This is a genomic window from Streptomyces sp. NBC_01622 (assembly GCF_045209635.1).
Lineage (GTDB): Bacteria > Actinomycetota > Actinomycetes > Streptomycetales > Streptomycetaceae > Streptomyces.
On sequence record NZ_CP109293.1, the window covers coordinates 11357570 to 11373361 of the forward strand.

A 15792-nucleotide genomic window follows, 5' to 3' on the forward strand; every position below is an offset into this window, starting at 1 on the left:
CGGGCGCACCTGTGCGAACCCCCGCCTCCCGTACGGCCGCGCTCGGGGGAGACACCGCCCCCTGTGCGGGCGCGCTCGGGGGAGACACCGGTCTCGGCCGGGCGCAGCCGCGGCGGCCCCCCTCCCGCGGCCCGCCCCGAAAGCCGCGCCCGGCGCGCGGCACCGGCCGCCACCGCCCGGCCTCCGGGGCGCGGGAGCCGCAGGCCGGGCGGTGGGCCGGGCATGACGAAGGGCCCGGCCCGGCTCCCCTCAGGGCGGCGGGGACGGGCCCGGGTGCGGGCTTCGCCGGGAGCTGCCGGGGCCCGGCCCGAAGGCGGGGGCCGCCCACAGCACCGGGGCCGGGCACATCCGTGCGTGCCCGGCCCCGGTGCTGTCAGCGGCCCCCGCCTCACCCGTGCGCCTCCTCCTCCTCGCCCGCCGCACGGCGCTCGGGCCGGCCCAGGCCCAGCAGCAGCAGCGCCAGCGAGGTGCCCGGGCGGCCGAGCGCCGAGTGGTAGAGGCGCAGTACGGCGTTCTCCCGGGCCAGCTCCACACCGGGCGAGCCGAGCCGGCGGCACAGCGAGGTGAGTTCCGCCGCCGCCTCGCTGCGCCGGACGACCAGATCGATCAGCGACCGGTCCAGCTCACCGATGTAGTCGTACTGCTGCGCCACCCGCTCGTCGGCCGACCGCACCCCGCTCACAGCCTTGCCCCCGGCAGCCGTACGAAGGCCTCGCCGCGCACGGTGACCGGGCCGTCCTCGATCCGTACGGTGAGCGACAGCCGGGCCCGGCGCACCCCCTCGTCCCCGTCGATCGCGGTGACGCGGGCTGTGCAGCGCAGCACGGCGTGGACCGGGGTGGGCGCCGAGAAGCGGACCTTGAACGAGAGCAGGTCCTGGACCGGCACCCAGCTCGCCAGCAGCCGCCCCAGCAGCGCCATGGACAGCATGCCGTGCGCGATCACGTCGTCCAGACCGGCCGCACGGGCCGCGTCCGGGTCGATGTGGACCGGGTTGTGGTCGCCGGACGCGCCGGCGAACAGCGCCAGCAGCGTCCGGGTGACCCGTACGCCCGCAAGTCCGGGCAGTTCGGTGCCGACCTCGGCCGGTGCGGGGGGGACCACGCTCATGCCCCCTCCCCGCCCTCGCCCGCCGCCCGTACCGCGATCACCTGGTGCAGGTCCGCCACCGGCGATCCGCCGGGACCGGTCACCGCCGTGTCGCGCACCACGAACTCCAGTGCCCCGCGGGCCCTGATGTCCGTGATGACCGGCGCGAAGGTGAGGGTCTGGCCCGCGAACGCCGGGCGGTGGTAGACGAAGCCCTGCTCGATGTGGAGCACCCGGCCGAGGTCCACGCCCATTGCGGCCAGCAGGTCCGACGGGTCCGCGAGGTCGAGGCCGAACAGGAAGGTCGGCGGTACCGGCAGGTCCGGGTGGCCGGCCCGCCGGGCGGCGTCCAGGTCGGTGAACTCCGCCCCGGGCGCCCCCACCACCTCGTTGAACATCCGCAGCCTGCCGCGCTCCACGTCCATCGTGAAGGGCGCGGGCCTGCTGCCCACGAACGCCGTGTCGATCACCGGATCACCGCCCGAGGGCCCTTCTCCCGCGCCGCGTGCAGCAGCTCGCGGTTGCGGATCAGCTTTCCGTTGCTGGTGCGCGGCAGCGCCGCCGCGCTCAGGTGGAACACCTTGGGAATCTTGTGCGCACTGAGCCGGTCCCTGCACCAGTCGAGCAGCGCGCTCTTGCCGAGCGTCCCCCTGACCACCACATGCGCCTCGATCGCCTCGCCGAAGACCACAACGACCTCCCCGACCCCGGGATGGGCGGCGAGCACCGCCTCGATCTCCGTGAGGTCGGCCTTCAGCCCGCCGATCGCGACCACCGAGTCGGCCCGCCCGTTGATCTCCAGCACCCCCGAACCGGGCCGTACCCGGCACCGGTCGTACGTGTTGAGCCAGCCGTCCGTGAACCGCTCGGCGCGGTCCGTGTGCAGGTAGGGGTCCTCTGCCAGGCGCACCCGCAGGGTCCCCTCGACCACGGCCGTCCCGACACCGGGCGCCGCGAGCCCTACCGCGGGCGGTCCGTGACGCCCCGTCAGGTCGGTGGCGATGATGCCCGCCTCGGTCATCCCGTACGCCTGGCCCACCCGGACGCCGTAGCGCCGCGCGAACCGGTCGAAGACCTCACCCGACAGCATCTCGCCGCCGGAGACCGCCAGCCGCAGCGCGGGCAGCGGCGGCGGTGCGGCGGTCCGGCTCAGCAGGTCGAAGTGGACCGGCACCCCGAACACGGCGTCCACCGGCCGCTCCGCCATCAGCTTCAGCAGCTCGAAGGGCTGCGGGCGGGCGGCGAAGTGCAGCACCACCCCGGCCGACAGCGAATGCAGAACACCGCCGATCAGTCCGAAGGAGTGCATCAGCGAGCTGAGCAGCAGCAGGTTCTCGCCCCGCTTGGGCATGTCGGGCAGGCCGGCGAACCGCTCCACCTCCGCGAGCAGTGACCGGCCGCGGCGGCCGATCACCTTTGGCAGCCCGGTCGAACCCGAGCTGAACTGGAGCAGGGCGTGGTCGCTCTGTGCCGGCCGGCCGGTCCGGCGGCGCTCCACGAGCACCTCGCACTCGTCCCGGAAGACGGCCGTGGACCGGCCGGAGGCGGGCGAGGTCAGATGGAACTGCGGCTCGCACAGCTCCAGCAGCCGGGCCGTCTCGGCGGCCGTCAGCCGCGGGTCGAACAGCATCACCTGCGCGCCCGCCGACCACAGCGCGAACACCGACCACAGCAGGGTGAAACTCGGCGGTACCTGGACGGCGACCGTGCTGCCGCCCTTGACTCCGTGCGCCGCGAGGGCCGCACCCGCGCGCTCGGTGCCGGCGCGCAGCCGGTGCCGGGTCACCACGGTCTCACCGTGGGCCCACACCTCGTCGAAACGTTCCCGGTCCGACAGGAGAGCGGCGAGCCAGGAGTCGAAGTCCGTGGCGGCAGCCATCGCGTCATCCCTTCCGTCAGGCTCCGTGCCGAGCGTGAACGTGGAGGCGGGGACCGGCATCCCGCTCGGACGGATGCCGGTCGTACCTCGCGCGTCGGTCACTTCTCGATGCAGAACTCGCCCACCGGCCAGCCGACGTGACGCTTGTCGGTGGCGAGGTAGCCCAGCAGCTTGTCGCCGGGCTTCAGCTCGGTGCAGTTCAGCACCGCCGCGCCCGGACCGAGGACCCGTACGTGCCAGTCGTCCTGGAGCGTCAGGCTGACCTCGACACCGCTCTCCGAACGCGCCCGGACCGTCAGCAGCGGACGCGACTCCAGCTTCACCCGGCCCACCACGATCCGCCGGGTCCGCCCGTCGGCCGCGACGCCGAGAACCGTGCTGCCCGCCTTGAGTTCGCTGAGGTAGTTCGTCCGGTTGTCCGCGCCCAGCACGTACGAGTGCAGCGCGCCGGCGTTCACCCGGAACGGCCGGGTCGGCATGTACGGCAGCGGGTGCGTCTCGCTCACGCACAGCACGAAGCCGTGCGCGTACGAGCCGACCAGGATGCCCTCGTCCTTCTCGAAGTGCGTGCAGGTGTCCACGCACACCCGGTCGCCGAGCCCGTTGTGCTCGATCGATTCCACGGTCAGCGTGGTCAGGTCCAGGTCGGGGGTACTGCTGGCCAGCAGCGCCGTCAGACCGAAGATGTCGTTGGCGTCCTTGGGGGCCAACAGCAGACCGTCCGAGCCCTTCTCCAGGACGTCGACGATGATGCCGGCCTCCTCCAGGCCGTCCGCCTCGCAGATCAGACGCCCCGGGGACTTGTCGGCGGCGGCGATCACGATCTCCAGCGGGATCTTCGTGGGGTCGCGGAACTTCACCACCGTGTACTCCAGCGCCTGCGCGGCGGCGCACGCCACCCGCAGCGTCGGGTCGTCGATGACCTCGACGAACGCGCCGAAGCGATCGGGCCGGTCGGCCGCGGCCAGCTTCAGCTTGTCCAACTCCGCCGTGGTCCTGATCCGGGTGAGCACCACGTCGGCGACGTCGGCGGCCTCCGGCGCGAGCGTCGCACCGTCCTCGGTGACCAGCAGCTTCTGCACCGTCGGCGGCAGGAGTGCGAGCGTCTCCAGCCGGTCGTCCAGCACGCCGGCCAGCCGGGCGTGGACCGTGGCGTCGACGATCGACTCCCGCCGGTCGGCGGCGACGGAGCGGAGATCAACCCAAGCGAATTTCACAACTACCATCCCTACGTCGGCTCGCTGACAGCCGAAACCCTCGCATCGGGCACCCGTGCCCCACATGCTCGATAGGACTGCTCGACCGGGCTCCGTACAGGCGGGGCCCCACCTGCCTGTACGGCTACCTCCATCGCGCTGCCCGCGGCTGCCCTACTGACGCTCCATTCGGGGGCTGCCGCGCCAAGGCACCCGCGCAAGACTCCAGCTTGCCTGCCGAGGTGCGGCAACACCCGCATGGAAACCAGGAGTTGATGGAGTATGACTGCACGGTCCGACGGGCTCGCCGTTCGGCTGGCCCGGCTCTCCCGGCACCGGGATGGCCGCTTCCTCTTCGTGCCGATGGACCACTCGGTGGCCGACGGGCCGATCGTCGACGCCGCCCGCTTCAACGGGCTGGTGAGCGACGTGGTGGCCGGCGGCGCCGACGCGATCGTCGTGCACAAGGGACGGGCCAGGACGGTCGATCCCCGGCTGCTGCGTGAGTGCGCCCTCGTCGTCCACCTCAGCGCGAGCACCCCGCACGCGCTCGACGGCGACGCCAAGGTCCTGGTCGGCGATGTCGAGGAGGCGGTCCGGCTCGGCGCGGACGCGGTGAGCGTCCACGTCAACATCGGCTCCGACTCCGAGGCCGCGCAACTGTCCGACCTCGGCTCGGTCGCCGAGGCCTGCCAGCGCTGGAACGTCCCGTTGCTGGCCATGGCCTACCCGCGCGGCCCGCGCGTCACCGACCCGCATGCCCCGGCGTTGCTCGCGCACGTGGTGAACGTGGCGGCCGACCTCGGCGCAACCCTCGTCAAGACCTCGTGGCCGCAGCCGTTCGAGCGGCTCGCCGAGATCGTCGACAGCTGCCCCATCCCGGTGCTGCTCGCGGGCGGCCCCGCGGGCACCGCGCTCAACGAGTTCGCCACCGCCGCGATGGCCGCCGGAGCAAGTGGCCTCGCCGTCGGCCGCGGTGTCTTCCAGCACCCCGAGCCCGTCAAGGCGGTCCGTGAACTCGCCGAGGTGATCCACGGGTTGGCCGACTCCGCGGAACTGCTGACCGGCCCGGTCCCGGCCGTCGTGCGCTGAGCGGGCGCCCGACGCGCCCGGCACCTCCCGCCCTGTCCACCCGCTGCCGAAGGAACCACCCATGCATGAAGAAACCCGCGCGTTCGTCCTGACCGTGGTGCGCGACGTGATCAACCTGCCCCTCCCGGACCGGGTCGACGACGGCACGCCCCTCGGCGACTCCGGCCTCGGCCTGGAATCCCTCGCCACCATCGAGCTGATGCTCCAGCTGGAGGGCGAGTACGACATCGAGCTGCCGGAGTCGGAGCTCGATCCCGAGGTCGTCTCCACCCTCGGCGAACTCGTCGCGGTGGTGGTCGAGCGCCGTTCCCGCGTGGCCGCGGGCGGGGCCGCTCAGTGATCTCCGTCCGCGACGTCGTACGGATGCTCGGCGAGTGCGGCTTCCTCGCCGAGGACGCCGACCCGGACGACGAGTTCGTACTCGACTCCCTGACCCTGGTCTGGCTGGTGCACCTGCTCCAGGAGGAGCACGGCATCACCGTCGCACCGGACGACGAGGAGGATCTCGCCTCCTGCACCTCGGCGGCCGAACTACACCGCCTGCTCACTCGCACCACGGCCAAGGAGGTCGTCCATGACGCATGAGGTGGCGATCACCGGGTTCGGCGTGTTCACCGCGTTCGGGTTCGGTGCCCAGGCCCTGCGCGACGGCGTGTTCGCCGGACGGCCCGGGTTCTCGCCGGTCACCCGCTTCGACCCGGCCCCCTACCGGGCCACCTACGCCGGGACCTACGAGGGCGACGGTCCGCCCGTGCCCGACGTGCCGGTCAAGCCCGGATACACACCAGCCCAGGCCGACGTACTGGACGCGTGCGCCGCCGAGGCGCTGCGGATGGCCGGCACCGACGCTGCCGACGCGCCGGTCCTGCTCGGTACCAACGGCGACTACGCGGCGGCCCGCTCCTTCTGGGAGGACAGCGCGGCCGGACACCAGCCCGCCGACCGGCGCATGCTGGACAGCCTTCCCGCCCGCCTCGCCCACCGGCTCGGCGAGCGCCACGGCCTCGGCGGCACCCGGCTCGCGTTCGTCAATGCCTGCGTCGCCTCCACCAACGCCATCGCGCACGGCGCGGCCCTCATCGCGAGCGGCGCCGCGCACACCGTGGTCTGCGGCGGCGCGTACCTCGTCACCGAGGACGTGTTCGCCAAGTTCGACTCCGGCAAGGCCCTCAGCCGCCGGGACCGCGTCCGCCCCTTCGCCGCCGACCGGGACGGACTTCTTCAGGGCGACGGCGTGGCCGTACTCGTCCTGGAGGACGCCGCCCGTGCCCGCGCCCGAGGCGCCGAGGTGCAGGCCAAAGTCGCCGGATGGGGCATGGCGGCCGACGCCCACCACGTCATTCAGCCGCACCCCCAGGGCCTGGGTCTCGCCGCGGCGGCCCAAGCCGCGCTGCGCCGCGCCGGGATACGGCCCGAGCACCTCGGCTACGTCAACGCGCACGGCACCGGCACCCCCCTCAACGACGTCGCCGAGACCGCTGCTCTGCACCGCCTCCTCGGCCCGCACACCGGCGCCGTACCGGTCAGCTCCACCAAGAGCAGCACCGGCCACATGCTGGAGGCCACCGGAGCCGTCGAGGCCGTGATCACCCTGCTCGCCCTGCGCGACGGCGTACTGCCGCCCACCGCGGGCCTGACCGAGCCCGACCCCGCCTGCGACCTCGATCACATCCCGTCCGTGGCCCGCCCGTCCGACGCCCGCTACGCGCTCTCCCTCAACGCCGCGTTCGGCGGGGTCAACGCCGCCCTCGTGCTGGAGCGGCCATGACATCCGCCGCACGCCACCCGACCCCACCGACGAAGGACGCCCGTATGCCGACCGCGCTCACCCGGCCGCGCGCCATCGCGGGCGCCGCCTGCCGCACCCCGTGGGGAGAGGCTGCGGCCGGGCTGCCCGGCGCCGCCGACGCCGAACTGCCCAAGGTGGTCGGCTTCGTCGTCTCCCGCTTCAGCCCCCTCGTCCACGACGTGGTCACCGCCTGCCTCGGCGCGCCCGGCACCCCGGACGACCTGGTCGGCGACCTCGGACCGCGAACGGCCGTCGTCCTGGCCACTCTCTACGGCGACACCACCACTACGGACACCGCCACACAGCGCCTGGTCGCCGGACAGGTCCACAGCCCCCTGCTGTTCTTCCAGTCCGTCACCACCTCGATCCTCGGCCACCTCACCAAGCGGTACGGCATCACCGGGCAGCTCACCTGCATCTCGGCGGGCGGCGACCTGGCTGCCGACGCCCTGCGCACCGCCGACCTGCTGCTCGACCAGGACGACGTGGAACAGGTCCTGGTGATCGGCGTGGAGACCGAGCCGGGCCGGCGGGCCACCTGGGTGCACGAGCGGATCGCCGCCGAGGAAGGCCTTGAGGCGCTGCCCGCCGGTGATGCGGCGGTCGCCCTGCTGCTGCGCCGCACCACGCCCGGACTGCCCGAACTCAGGTCCGTACCCGCCGAGCCTGCTCCCACGGCCACCACCGCCGCGTGGAGCGCACCCTTCGGCTGGCTGCGCGCCCTGGTGGAGACCGCGCAGGCCGCCGAACGGGTCAGCGGCGGCCGGGTGACCCGCGCGGTCGTCCACACCAGCGGCCCCGACCGCTTCCAGGTCGGCCCCACCGCCCCCTGACCGACCCGAGAACCACAGGAAAGGTATCCGCATTGAACGCGAACGCATCGAGCGGCCCCACCGGGCCCGCCCCCGCTGCCGGGGACGACACCGCCCCCGACTGCGTCGTCGTCGGCGCCGGACCGGCCGGACTGCTGGCGGCACTGCTGCTCGGTCGCCGAGGCCGGCGCGTCACCGTACTGGAGCGCCGCCCCGACCCCGCCGGCGCCGCACCCGCGGCCGGCGGGTCCGTCATCGTGCAGCCGGTCACCCTCGGCCTCCTCGACCAGGCGGGACTGCTCACCGCCGCCTCCGCGGGAGCCGGCCGGATGCTCGGCGCCGAGGCCTACTTCGGCGGCACCCTTGCGGGCAGCTACCGCTACGAGGAACTCCCCGCCAGCCCCGTCCCGTACGCGCTGTCGCTGCGGCCCGGCGCACTGCTGGGCGGGATGCTCGCCGCGCTGGACGCCCTGCCGAACGTGACGCTGGTGTGGGGTGCAGAGGTCGAGTCGCTCGGCGGCACCCCCGGCGGCACCCGCACCCTGACGGTCCGTACGCCCGGCGGCACCCGCGAGTACCGGCCCGCGTACCTGCTGGCCGCCGACGGCCGCGACTCCGCCACCCGCGCGCTCGCCGGGATCCCCGCGGAGGTCACCGGGTCCGGCGGCGGCTACCTCGACGCGGGCGTGCCCATCCCGCCCGGCTGGGACGAGCTGACCCGGGCGCACTTCGGCGCGCACGGCTACCTGCTGGAGACCCGCCGCGGCGAGGACGGCCTGGTGATCGTATGGATCACCGACGCGGCAGCCGCCGCCGCGGTCCTCGACGGGCCGGTGGAGGGCCTGGTGAAGGTGTGGTCCGACGTGGTGCCCCGGCTGGCCGGCTGGTTCGCACGGCACATCACCGACTGGGACCAGGTACGCCGCGTCCAGCACCACTCGGTACGGGCACGGACGTGGAGCGCGGGCAACGTCGTTCTGCTCGGCGACAGCGCGCACGGGATGCACGCCTTCGCGGGGCAGGGCATGAACACCTCCCTCCAGGACGCCGTGTGCCTCACGGACGCCGTCGACCAGGCGCTGACCGGCCAGGACACCGGCGGCTTCGACGCGTTCGAACGGATCCGCCGCCCCTACATCGAGGCCCTGCAGAACCTCCAGGCCACCAACACCCCCGCCCGCGCCGACCAGGCGGCACCGGAGCGGGAACGCGCCCCCGAGTTCGAGGTCCTCGCCCTCGGCCAGCCCGAGATCAGGCCGCTGCTCGCGCGGGCCGCCGCGCACCAGGCGCGGTACGCCGCCGCGAACCACTGACACACCGCAGAAGGAGTTTCCAGATGGACCGGATCGGCTTCGGCGCGTTCCTCTCACCGCTGCACCCGCTCGGCGAGGACCCGACCCTCAGCATGTGGCGGGACATGGAGCTGCTCGAATGGCTCGACCAGCTCGGCTACGACGAGTTCTGGGTGGGCGAGCACCACTCGGCCGGCTGGGGCACGATCGCCTCGCCCGAACTGTTCATCGCCGCCGCCGCCGAGCGCACCCGGCACATCAGGCTCGGCACCGGCGTCACCAGCCTGCCCTACCACCATCCCTTCATGGTGGCCTCGCGGGCCGTGCAGCTCGACCACATGACGCGGGGCCGCTTCCAGCTCGGCGTCGGCGCCGGCTCGCTCCCCTCCGACATGCACATCCTCGGCATCGACCCGGCGGACACTCGCCCGCGTACCGCCGAGGCACTGGAGGTGATCCTGCACCTGCTGCGCAGCGAGGAACCGCTGACCCGGAGCACCGACTGGTTCGAACTGCGCGACGCGCGCCTTCAGCTGCGCCCCTACTCGGCGGGCGGCATACCCGTGGCGGTCTCCAGCGCCTCCTCGCCGAGCGGGATGCGGCTGGCCGGGCAGCACGGCCTCGGGCCGCTCTCCCTCGGCACCCCCCGCCCCGGCACCTCGCCCAGCGACCTGCGCGCGCAGTGGGAGCACGCCGAGGAGGCCGCCGCCGAGCACGGCCGCACCGCCGACCGCGCCGACTGGCGTGTCACCCTGCCCGTGCACATCGCGGAGACCCGGGAGGACGCCTACCGAGACGTGGTGGAGGGCTGGCTGCGCTACCGCAACGAGTACTGGGCGCAGACCCTCGGACTGCCGATCGCGCTCTCGCGCGCCGACGCCCGCAAGGCGCTGGAGGCGGCCGTCGACAACCACGGTGCGATCATCGGTTCCGTGGACGATGCCATCCAGGCCGTGGCACGTGTCCAGGAGGCCACCGGTGGCTTCGGCCGGCTCCTGGTCACGGTCCAGGACTGGGCGCCCCGCGACCGTATGAAGCACAGCTTCGAACTGCTCGCCCGGTTCGTCGCACCCCGCTTCAACGGCTCGCTGCGCGGCCTGGAGGCCTCCCAGGAGTGGACCTCGCAGCAGACCCGCGCCTGGGCCGAGCGGCACGGCGCCACCCTGCTCGGCCGTCCGGCGCCCGCGACGAAGTAGCGCCGGGCACGGACCACGAAGCCGGGCGGCGGCCCCCTGGACGAGGGGGCCGCCGCCCGGCTTCGCGCGGTGGGCGCGCTCAGTGGCCCATGCCGAGCCCGCCGTCCACCGGCAGGACCGCCCCCGTGACGTACGCGGCCTGGGGCGACGCCAGCCAGAAGACCGCCTCCGCGACCTCCTCGGCGGACGCGCTCCGGCCCAGCGGCACCTCGCCGAGGATCTGCTCGCGGCGCCGCTGCCCGAGGCCCTCGGTCATCTCGGTGTCCACCAGACCCGGCGCGACCACGTTCACGGTGATCGACCGCGGCCCGAACTCGCGGGCCAGAGACCTCGCGAGGCCCACCATGCCCGCCTTGCTGGACGCGTAGTTGGCCTGCCCGGCCGAGCCGCGCAGCCCGGCCACCGACGACAGGAACACCATCCGTCCCCCACGCCTGCGCACCATGTCGGCGGACGCCTGGCGGGCCACCCGGAAGGCACCCCCGAGGTTGGTCTCCAGCACCCGGGAGAACTGCTCGTCCCCCATCCGCATCAGCAGCCCGTCGTCGGTGATGCCGGCGTTCGCCACCAGCACCTCCACCGGCCCGTGCGCCGCCTCCGCCTGTGCGAAGGCCTCGGCGACCTGCGTGGCGTCCGTGACATCGCACTTGACGCCGAGCAGGCCCTCCGGGGCGCCCGAGCCGCGGTGGGTGACGGCCACCGAGTCGCCGTGCGCGGCGAACCGCCGGGCCACCGCGAGCCCTATGCCGCGGTTGCCGCCTGTGACCAGTACCGAACGTCCCACAGTGGTGTGCTCCTTCTTGAGTCGGTTCACGGATCGCTCAGGCTCCGGCCTGCGCGGGAAGGGACCCAAGGACGGCGTAACCGCCCTGGTGGTGGATGAGCGGACGCCGGACCTCCTCGGCCGCGTGCACCGCGCCGACCCGGCCGAGGAACAGCACGTGGTCGCCGCCCGGATAGACGTGCTCGGTACGGCACTCCAGGGAGAACACCGCACCGGCCAGCAGCGCGTGCCCGCCGTCGCCGATCCGGCCGCCCAGACGCTCCTGCGCCCGCTCGCCGCGCGGCCGGTCCCGGCCGGCGAACACGGCGGACAGCTCCGCCTGGTCCTCGCCCAGTACGTTCACGGCGAAGCCGCCCGCCTCCTCGATCGCCCCGCGCAGCCTGCCGGTCGCGCCGACGCTCACCATCACCAGCGGCGGGTCCAGCGAGATGGAGGTGACCGAACTCGCCGTCACGGCCTCGGTCGTGCCGCCGCTGCCGGCGGTGACGACCGTGACGCCGGTCGGCAGCAGGCCCATCGTGCGGCGAAAGAGCGCGGCGTCCACGGAGGCGGTACGGCCACCCGCGCCGCCCGGCCGCCGCGCAACGTGCATCGACATGCGTTCGCCTCTCTCGGGTTCAGCGCTTGTAGACCAGGCAGGTCAGCCTGGCCGTGCACGTCAGTCGCCCCTGGTCGTCGGTGATGGAGACCTGGTACGACGCCACCCGGTCGCCCCGCTCGAGCGGGGTGCACACACCGGTCACCAGGCCGCTGCGGGCGGAGCGGTGGTGCGTGCAGGACAGTTCGATCCCGGCCACCGTGCCCCGCGGGGCGACGTGGATGCCGGCCGCGACCGATCCGAGGGTCTCGGCGAGCACCGCGTTGGCGCCGCCGTGCAGCCAGCCGAACGGCTGCTGGTTGCCCTCCACGGGCATCGTGCCGACCAGCCGGTCCGCGTCCCAGGACACGATCTCGATGCCCATCCGCGTGGCCAGCTGCCGATCCGCGAGCGAGGGCGGCACGGACAACATGCTGCGGGGCACCGGCGGTTCGGCCGGCGCCGGGACGTCGGCCTTCACGGCCCTGCTCTCCATAGGTCTCTTCTCCTGGGTCGCGGGCCCGAGCACCGTGGGGCACCGGGCTTCATCCCGTACTGTCGCGCGCCCGGGCAGGCCGGCCAAGACCTGATCCACGTACCCGAATCTCATCCGTCGGTGACGTCATCGGGGTGCACCATCGAGCAGGGCAGTCGGGTCTTATAAGCGCGAATCAGTTCTTCCAGGATTCATCGCGGCAGCGTTTCACCGAACCGCCCGAATCCCGCATCCCGAGCCATCGGAGAACTCCTTGGAATTCGCGCCCCATTCCTCCGTGCCCGCGGATTCCGACCGGCTCCCGTGGCCGGAATACCTGGACCGGATCGGCTACGCCGGGCCGGTGGAGCCGACCGCGGACTGCCTGCGGGCCCTGCTCGCCGCCCACCTCGGCGCGGTCCCCTACGAGATGCTCGAATCCCTCGAAGGGATCCGGCCATCGCTGGAGTACGCCGACATCTTCGACAAGCTGGTCCGCCGCCGTCGCGGGGGCACCTGCCTCGAAGCCACGCCACTGTTCGGCGCGTTCCTGCGGTCCGCCGGGTTCGACGTGCGGCTGGTGGCCGCGCAGATGTGGCGGGTCAGCGGCGAATGGTGGCCGCACTGGGACCACCTGGTGCTGCTGGTCACCGTCGAAGGCACCACCTACCTCGTGGACGTCGGGTTCCTGATGGTCTCCCCGCCGCAGCCGCTGGACATCTCCGGTGCCCCGGCGGAACAGGGCGGATGGACGTTCCGCGTGGTGGCCGATGACGACGGCCCGACCCTGCTGCGGGCCGGCTCCGACGGTGTGTGGACGCTGGTCTACCGCTTCGCCGGGCAGCCGCTGGAGATCCCGGACTACGCGTGGATCGTGGACTTCCACCTGGAGGCCGAGGACTCTCCGCTGACCGGCAGCCTGCTGTGCTCGCGCACCCTGCCCGACGGCAAGATCGCCGTCCTCGGCGACAACGTCGTACGGGCCCGCGGCGGCACCCAGACCATCGACTACCTCGCCGACGCCGACGACGCCGCACAGGCGCTCGGGGAGGTCCTCGACGGCCATCCGGAACTCGTCACCGAGGCACTCGACGCCTGGCACAAGGCCAGGGCGAACCGGCGCGAGAACGCACGCCGAATCATCTGAACCCGCTCACCGAAACGAACAGGAATCGTCGCATGGGCACATTCGGAAAACCGCTCGAGCGGTCCTGGGGCGTGGGAATTCGGGCGGTCGGCGGATATCTCCCCGAGAAGTCGGTCAGCAATACCGACCTGGAGGAGATTCTCCTGACCCGGGACGACTGGATCAGAGCGAACATCGGTGTCGAGACCCGCCGGATGGCCGCCGACGACGAACACACCTCCGACCTCGCAGCCGCTGCCCTCAAGGACGCCTGCGCCCGCGCGGGCATCGATCCCGCAGAGATCGACCTCGTCATCTGCGGCACCTACACCCCCGACAACATGGCACCGCCCGCCGCGATGCTGGTGATCGACAAGGCGGGCGCGCACGGCGCCACCGGGTTCGACATCAACAGCGGCGCTTGCCCCGGGGGAGTGTTCGCCCTGGACGTCGGCGCCAAGTACCTCGCCTCCGGCGAGTACCGGCGGGTCGCCGTGGTCCTCGCCGATGTCAACACCCGGACCATGGACTGGAAGGACCCCGGCCCGGCCGTCATCTTCGGCGACGGAGCCGCCTGCTACCTGCTGGAGCGCTGCCGCCCCGACCGGGGCCTCGGCCCCACCCTGCTGCACAGCGACCCGACCCGCTACCAGTCGGTCTGGGTGGCCCGCGAGAAACGCACCCTGCGCGATGGCACCCCGCTGACCAGCGGGTTCGGCGACAACTTCGCCCAGCTGTCGGGCCGCGACGTGCACGACTTCGCCGTCGGCGAAGTCCCCGGCATCATCCAGGCGCTGCTGGCCCGGGCCGACCGCAAGGCCGACGACATCGACCTGTTCGCGCTGCACCAGGCCAACCTCTACATCGTCCGCGGCATCATGGCCGCCCTCGGCGTCCCCGAGGACCGCACCCTCACCAACATCGAGAAGTACGGCAACACCTCGGGCGCCAGCGTGCCCCTGGTGCTGCGCGAGGCCCAGGACCTCGGCCGGCTCTCCCCGGGCGACGAGGTCGTGCTCGCCGCGTTCGGCTCCGGCCTGAGCGTCGGTGTCGCACTGGTCCGCTGGTGCGGCGCCGAGGACTTCGAGACGGTGGCGACCGCGTGAACACCCCGCCCCCGCCCACCCGTCCCATCTTCCGCGGCGCCCCGACCGGCCTCCTCGGCCTCGGCACCTACCTGCCCTCCCGCACGATCACCAACAAGGAGATCTGCGAGCAGATCGACAGCTCCGAGGAATGGATCCGCAGCCGCTCCGGCATCCAGGTCCGCTACTGGGCCGAGCCCTCCGAAACCGTCGAGTACATGGCCGCCACCGCCGCCGAACGGGCCCTGGAACACGCCGGGATCGACGCCCGCGAGATCGGATGCGTCATCGTGTCGACCGTCTCCCACCTGCACCAGTTCCCCTCCCTCGCAGCCGGGGTCGCCCACCGCATCGGCGCCGGCGCACCCGGGGCCTTCGACATCTCCGCCGGCTGCGCAGGCTTCTGCTACGGACTCTCCCTCGCCTCCGACATGGTCGCCGCGGGCAGCGCCCGCCACGTCCTGGTCATCGCCGTCGAACGGCTTTCCGAACTCCTCGACCCCACCGACCGCCACACCGCGTTCCTGTTCGGCGACGGGGCGGGCGCCGCCGTCGTCGGACCCAGCGACCAGCCCGGCGTAGGACCCGTGGTGTGGGGCTCCGACGGCTCCCACAAGGACACCATCCGCCAGACCCACTCGTGGGCCGCCCTGCGCGAGACACCCGGACTGGGCCGGCCATACATCACCATGGACGGCCGCGAGGTCTTCCGCTGGGCCGCCTACCAACTCGGCCCGATCGCCGAAGAAGCCTTGGCACGGGCCGGAGTGAGCGCCGCCGACCTCGACGCCTTCGTCCCGCACCAGGCCAACGCCCGGATCACCGACGAACTGGTCAAAGGCCTTGGCCTGCCCGCCACAGTCACCGTAGCCCGCACCGTCGAGATCCACGGCAACACCTCCGCGGTGTCCGTCCCGCTCGCCATCGAGGAACTGCTCGCCCGCGGCGACGCCCGGCCCGGCGGCCTCGCGCTGCTGCTGTCCTTCGGCACCGGCCTCGTCTGGGCCGGACAGGTCGTACGGCTGCCCCCGGCACCCGCCGGGCCGCCCCGCCCGGCCGTCACCGCACCCGCCACCGACACCACCCCGACCGCACCCACGAAGGAGACCCGATCATGACCGCAGTGCAGAGCGACACCCTCCAGACCCTCAAGGAGATCCTCGACGAGGTCGCCGGAGTACCGGCCCAGGACGTCACCCCCGACAGCTCCTTCACCGAGGACCTCGCCCTGGACTCGCTGACTGTCGTGTCGCTGTTCGTCCTGGTCCAGCGCCGCTTCGGCACCGAGGTGCCCAACGAGGTCTTCGACCAGCTCACCACCGTCGGCAAAGCGGTCGCCTACCTCGAACGCGGAGAGATCCCGGCCTGACGGCCGCCTCCCGCCCCGACTCGACGAGCCG

General features: G+C 73.0%; 19 protein-coding genes. 11 read left to right on the plus strand and 8 right to left on the minus strand.

Annotated elements, in window-relative coordinates:
* Positions 1-388 precede the first annotated feature (388 nt).
* The 5 genes from OH768_RS52485 to OH768_RS52505 all read right to left on the minus strand — a co-directional run bounded on the left by OH768_RS52485 (position 389) and on the right by OH768_RS52505 (position 4185).
* Complete coding sequence (locus OH768_RS52485) at positions 389-682, minus strand: chorismate mutase (RefSeq protein WP_406464659.1); 294 nt, start codon at positions 680-682, stop codon at positions 389-391.
* Positions 679-1110 (minus strand): MaoC/PaaZ C-terminal domain-containing protein, encoded by a 432-nt coding sequence (locus OH768_RS52490; protein ID WP_406464661.1) that lies wholly within the window; start codon positions 1108-1110, stop codon positions 679-681. The genes OH768_RS52485 and OH768_RS52490 overlap by 4 nt, the downstream gene beginning before the upstream one ends.
* Complete coding sequence (locus OH768_RS52495; RefSeq protein WP_406464662.1) at positions 1107-1559, minus strand: MaoC family dehydratase N-terminal domain-containing protein; 453 nt, start codon at positions 1557-1559, stop codon at positions 1107-1109. Before OH768_RS52495 ends, OH768_RS52490 begins: the two co-directional genes overlap by 4 nt.
* Positions 1556-2968, minus strand: a complete 1413-nt coding sequence (locus OH768_RS52500) for a class I adenylate-forming enzyme family protein (protein ID WP_406464664.1) — start codon at positions 2966-2968, stop codon at positions 1556-1558. Before OH768_RS52500 ends, OH768_RS52495 begins: the two co-directional genes overlap by 4 nt.
* Before the next feature lie 98 nt (positions 2969-3066).
* Positions 3067-4185, minus strand: coding sequence for a 3-dehydroquinate synthase II family protein (locus OH768_RS52505; RefSeq protein WP_406464666.1), 1119 nt, complete (start codon positions 4183-4185; stop codon positions 3067-3069).
* A 261-nt stretch (positions 4186-4446) separates the two neighbouring features.
* Between OH768_RS52505 and OH768_RS52510 the strand changes: the two genes are divergently transcribed.
* From OH768_RS52510 to OH768_RS52540, 7 genes are all read left to right on the plus strand, one after another.
* The gene (locus tag OH768_RS52510) at positions 4447-5256 is read left to right on the plus strand and encodes a 2-amino-3,7-dideoxy-D-threo-hept-6-ulosonate synthase (RefSeq protein ID WP_406464668.1); all 810 of its coding nucleotides are present in this window, start codon (positions 4447-4449) and stop codon (positions 5254-5256) included.
* 61 nt (positions 5257-5317) lie between these two features.
* A complete protein-coding gene (locus tag OH768_RS52515; RefSeq protein ID WP_406464670.1) occupies positions 5318-5596 on the plus strand; it encodes an acyl carrier protein in 279 nt (92 codons plus the stop codon).
* Entirely contained in the window at positions 5593-5841 is a 249-nt protein-coding gene (locus OH768_RS52520; protein WP_406464671.1) for a hypothetical protein, read from the plus strand. Before OH768_RS52515 ends, OH768_RS52520 begins: the two co-directional genes overlap by 4 nt.
* Positions 5831-7024, plus strand: coding sequence for a beta-ketoacyl-[acyl-carrier-protein] synthase family protein (locus tag OH768_RS52525; protein WP_406464673.1), 1194 nt, complete (start codon positions 5831-5833; stop codon positions 7022-7024). Before OH768_RS52520 ends, OH768_RS52525 begins: the two co-directional genes overlap by 11 nt.
* Positions 7021-7878: a beta-ketoacyl synthase chain length factor gene (locus OH768_RS52530; RefSeq protein WP_406464675.1), complete on the plus strand. Its 858-nt coding sequence runs from the start codon at positions 7021-7023 to the stop codon at positions 7876-7878. Before OH768_RS52525 ends, OH768_RS52530 begins: the two co-directional genes overlap by 4 nt.
* Positions 7879-7910: 32 nt before the next feature.
* Positions 7911-9170 (plus strand): FAD-dependent oxidoreductase, encoded by a 1260-nt coding sequence (locus tag OH768_RS52535; protein WP_406464677.1) that lies wholly within the window; start codon positions 7911-7913, stop codon positions 9168-9170.
* Positions 9171-9193: 23 nt separating this feature from the next.
* Positions 9194-10345: an LLM class flavin-dependent oxidoreductase gene (locus OH768_RS52540; RefSeq protein WP_406464679.1), complete on the plus strand. Its 1152-nt coding sequence runs from the start codon at positions 9194-9196 to the stop codon at positions 10343-10345.
* Between the two features lie 79 nt (positions 10346-10424).
* Here OH768_RS52540 and fabG read toward each other — a convergent pair whose 3' ends face one another.
* Genes fabG through OH768_RS52555 form a run of 3 tightly spaced genes read right to left on the minus strand, consistent with a single transcriptional unit; the run spans position 10425 to position 12139 of the window.
* Positions 10425-11129 (minus strand): 3-oxoacyl-ACP reductase FabG, encoded by a 705-nt coding sequence (fabG, locus tag OH768_RS52545; RefSeq protein ID WP_406464680.1) that lies wholly within the window; start codon positions 11127-11129, stop codon positions 10425-10427.
* Between the two features lie 37 nt (positions 11130-11166).
* Positions 11167-11727 carry a flavin reductase family protein gene (locus tag OH768_RS52550; protein ID WP_406464682.1) on the minus strand — a complete coding sequence of 187 codons (561 nt, stop codon included), beginning with the start codon at positions 11725-11727 and terminating at the stop codon, positions 11167-11169.
* Positions 11728-11746: 19 nt separating this feature from the next.
* Positions 11747-12139, minus strand: coding sequence for a PaaI family thioesterase (locus OH768_RS52555; protein ID WP_402361342.1), 393 nt, complete (start codon positions 12137-12139; stop codon positions 11747-11749).
* A gap of 340 nt (positions 12140-12479) precedes the next feature.
* Here OH768_RS52555 and OH768_RS52560 point away from each other — a divergent pair, with 340 nt between their 5' ends.
* The 4 genes from OH768_RS52560 to OH768_RS52575 are packed head-to-tail and all read left to right on the plus strand — an operon-like array spanning position 12480 to position 15761.
* On the plus strand, positions 12480-13328 hold the full coding sequence (locus OH768_RS52560; protein WP_406464683.1) for an arylamine N-acetyltransferase: 849 nt from the start codon (positions 12480-12482) through the stop codon (positions 13326-13328).
* Positions 13329-13360: 32 nt separating this feature from the next.
* Positions 13361-14413, plus strand: coding sequence for a 3-oxoacyl-ACP synthase III family protein (locus OH768_RS52565; RefSeq protein WP_406464684.1), 1053 nt, complete (start codon positions 13361-13363; stop codon positions 14411-14413).
* Positions 14410-15510, plus strand: coding sequence for a beta-ketoacyl-ACP synthase III (locus tag OH768_RS52570; protein ID WP_406464686.1), 1101 nt, complete (start codon positions 14410-14412; stop codon positions 15508-15510). The genes OH768_RS52565 and OH768_RS52570 overlap by 4 nt, the downstream gene beginning before the upstream one ends.
* Positions 15507-15761: an acyl carrier protein gene (locus OH768_RS52575; protein WP_406464687.1), complete on the plus strand. Its 255-nt coding sequence runs from the start codon at positions 15507-15509 to the stop codon at positions 15759-15761. The genes OH768_RS52570 and OH768_RS52575 overlap by 4 nt, the downstream gene beginning before the upstream one ends.
* Positions 15762-15792: the final 31 nt, after the last annotated feature.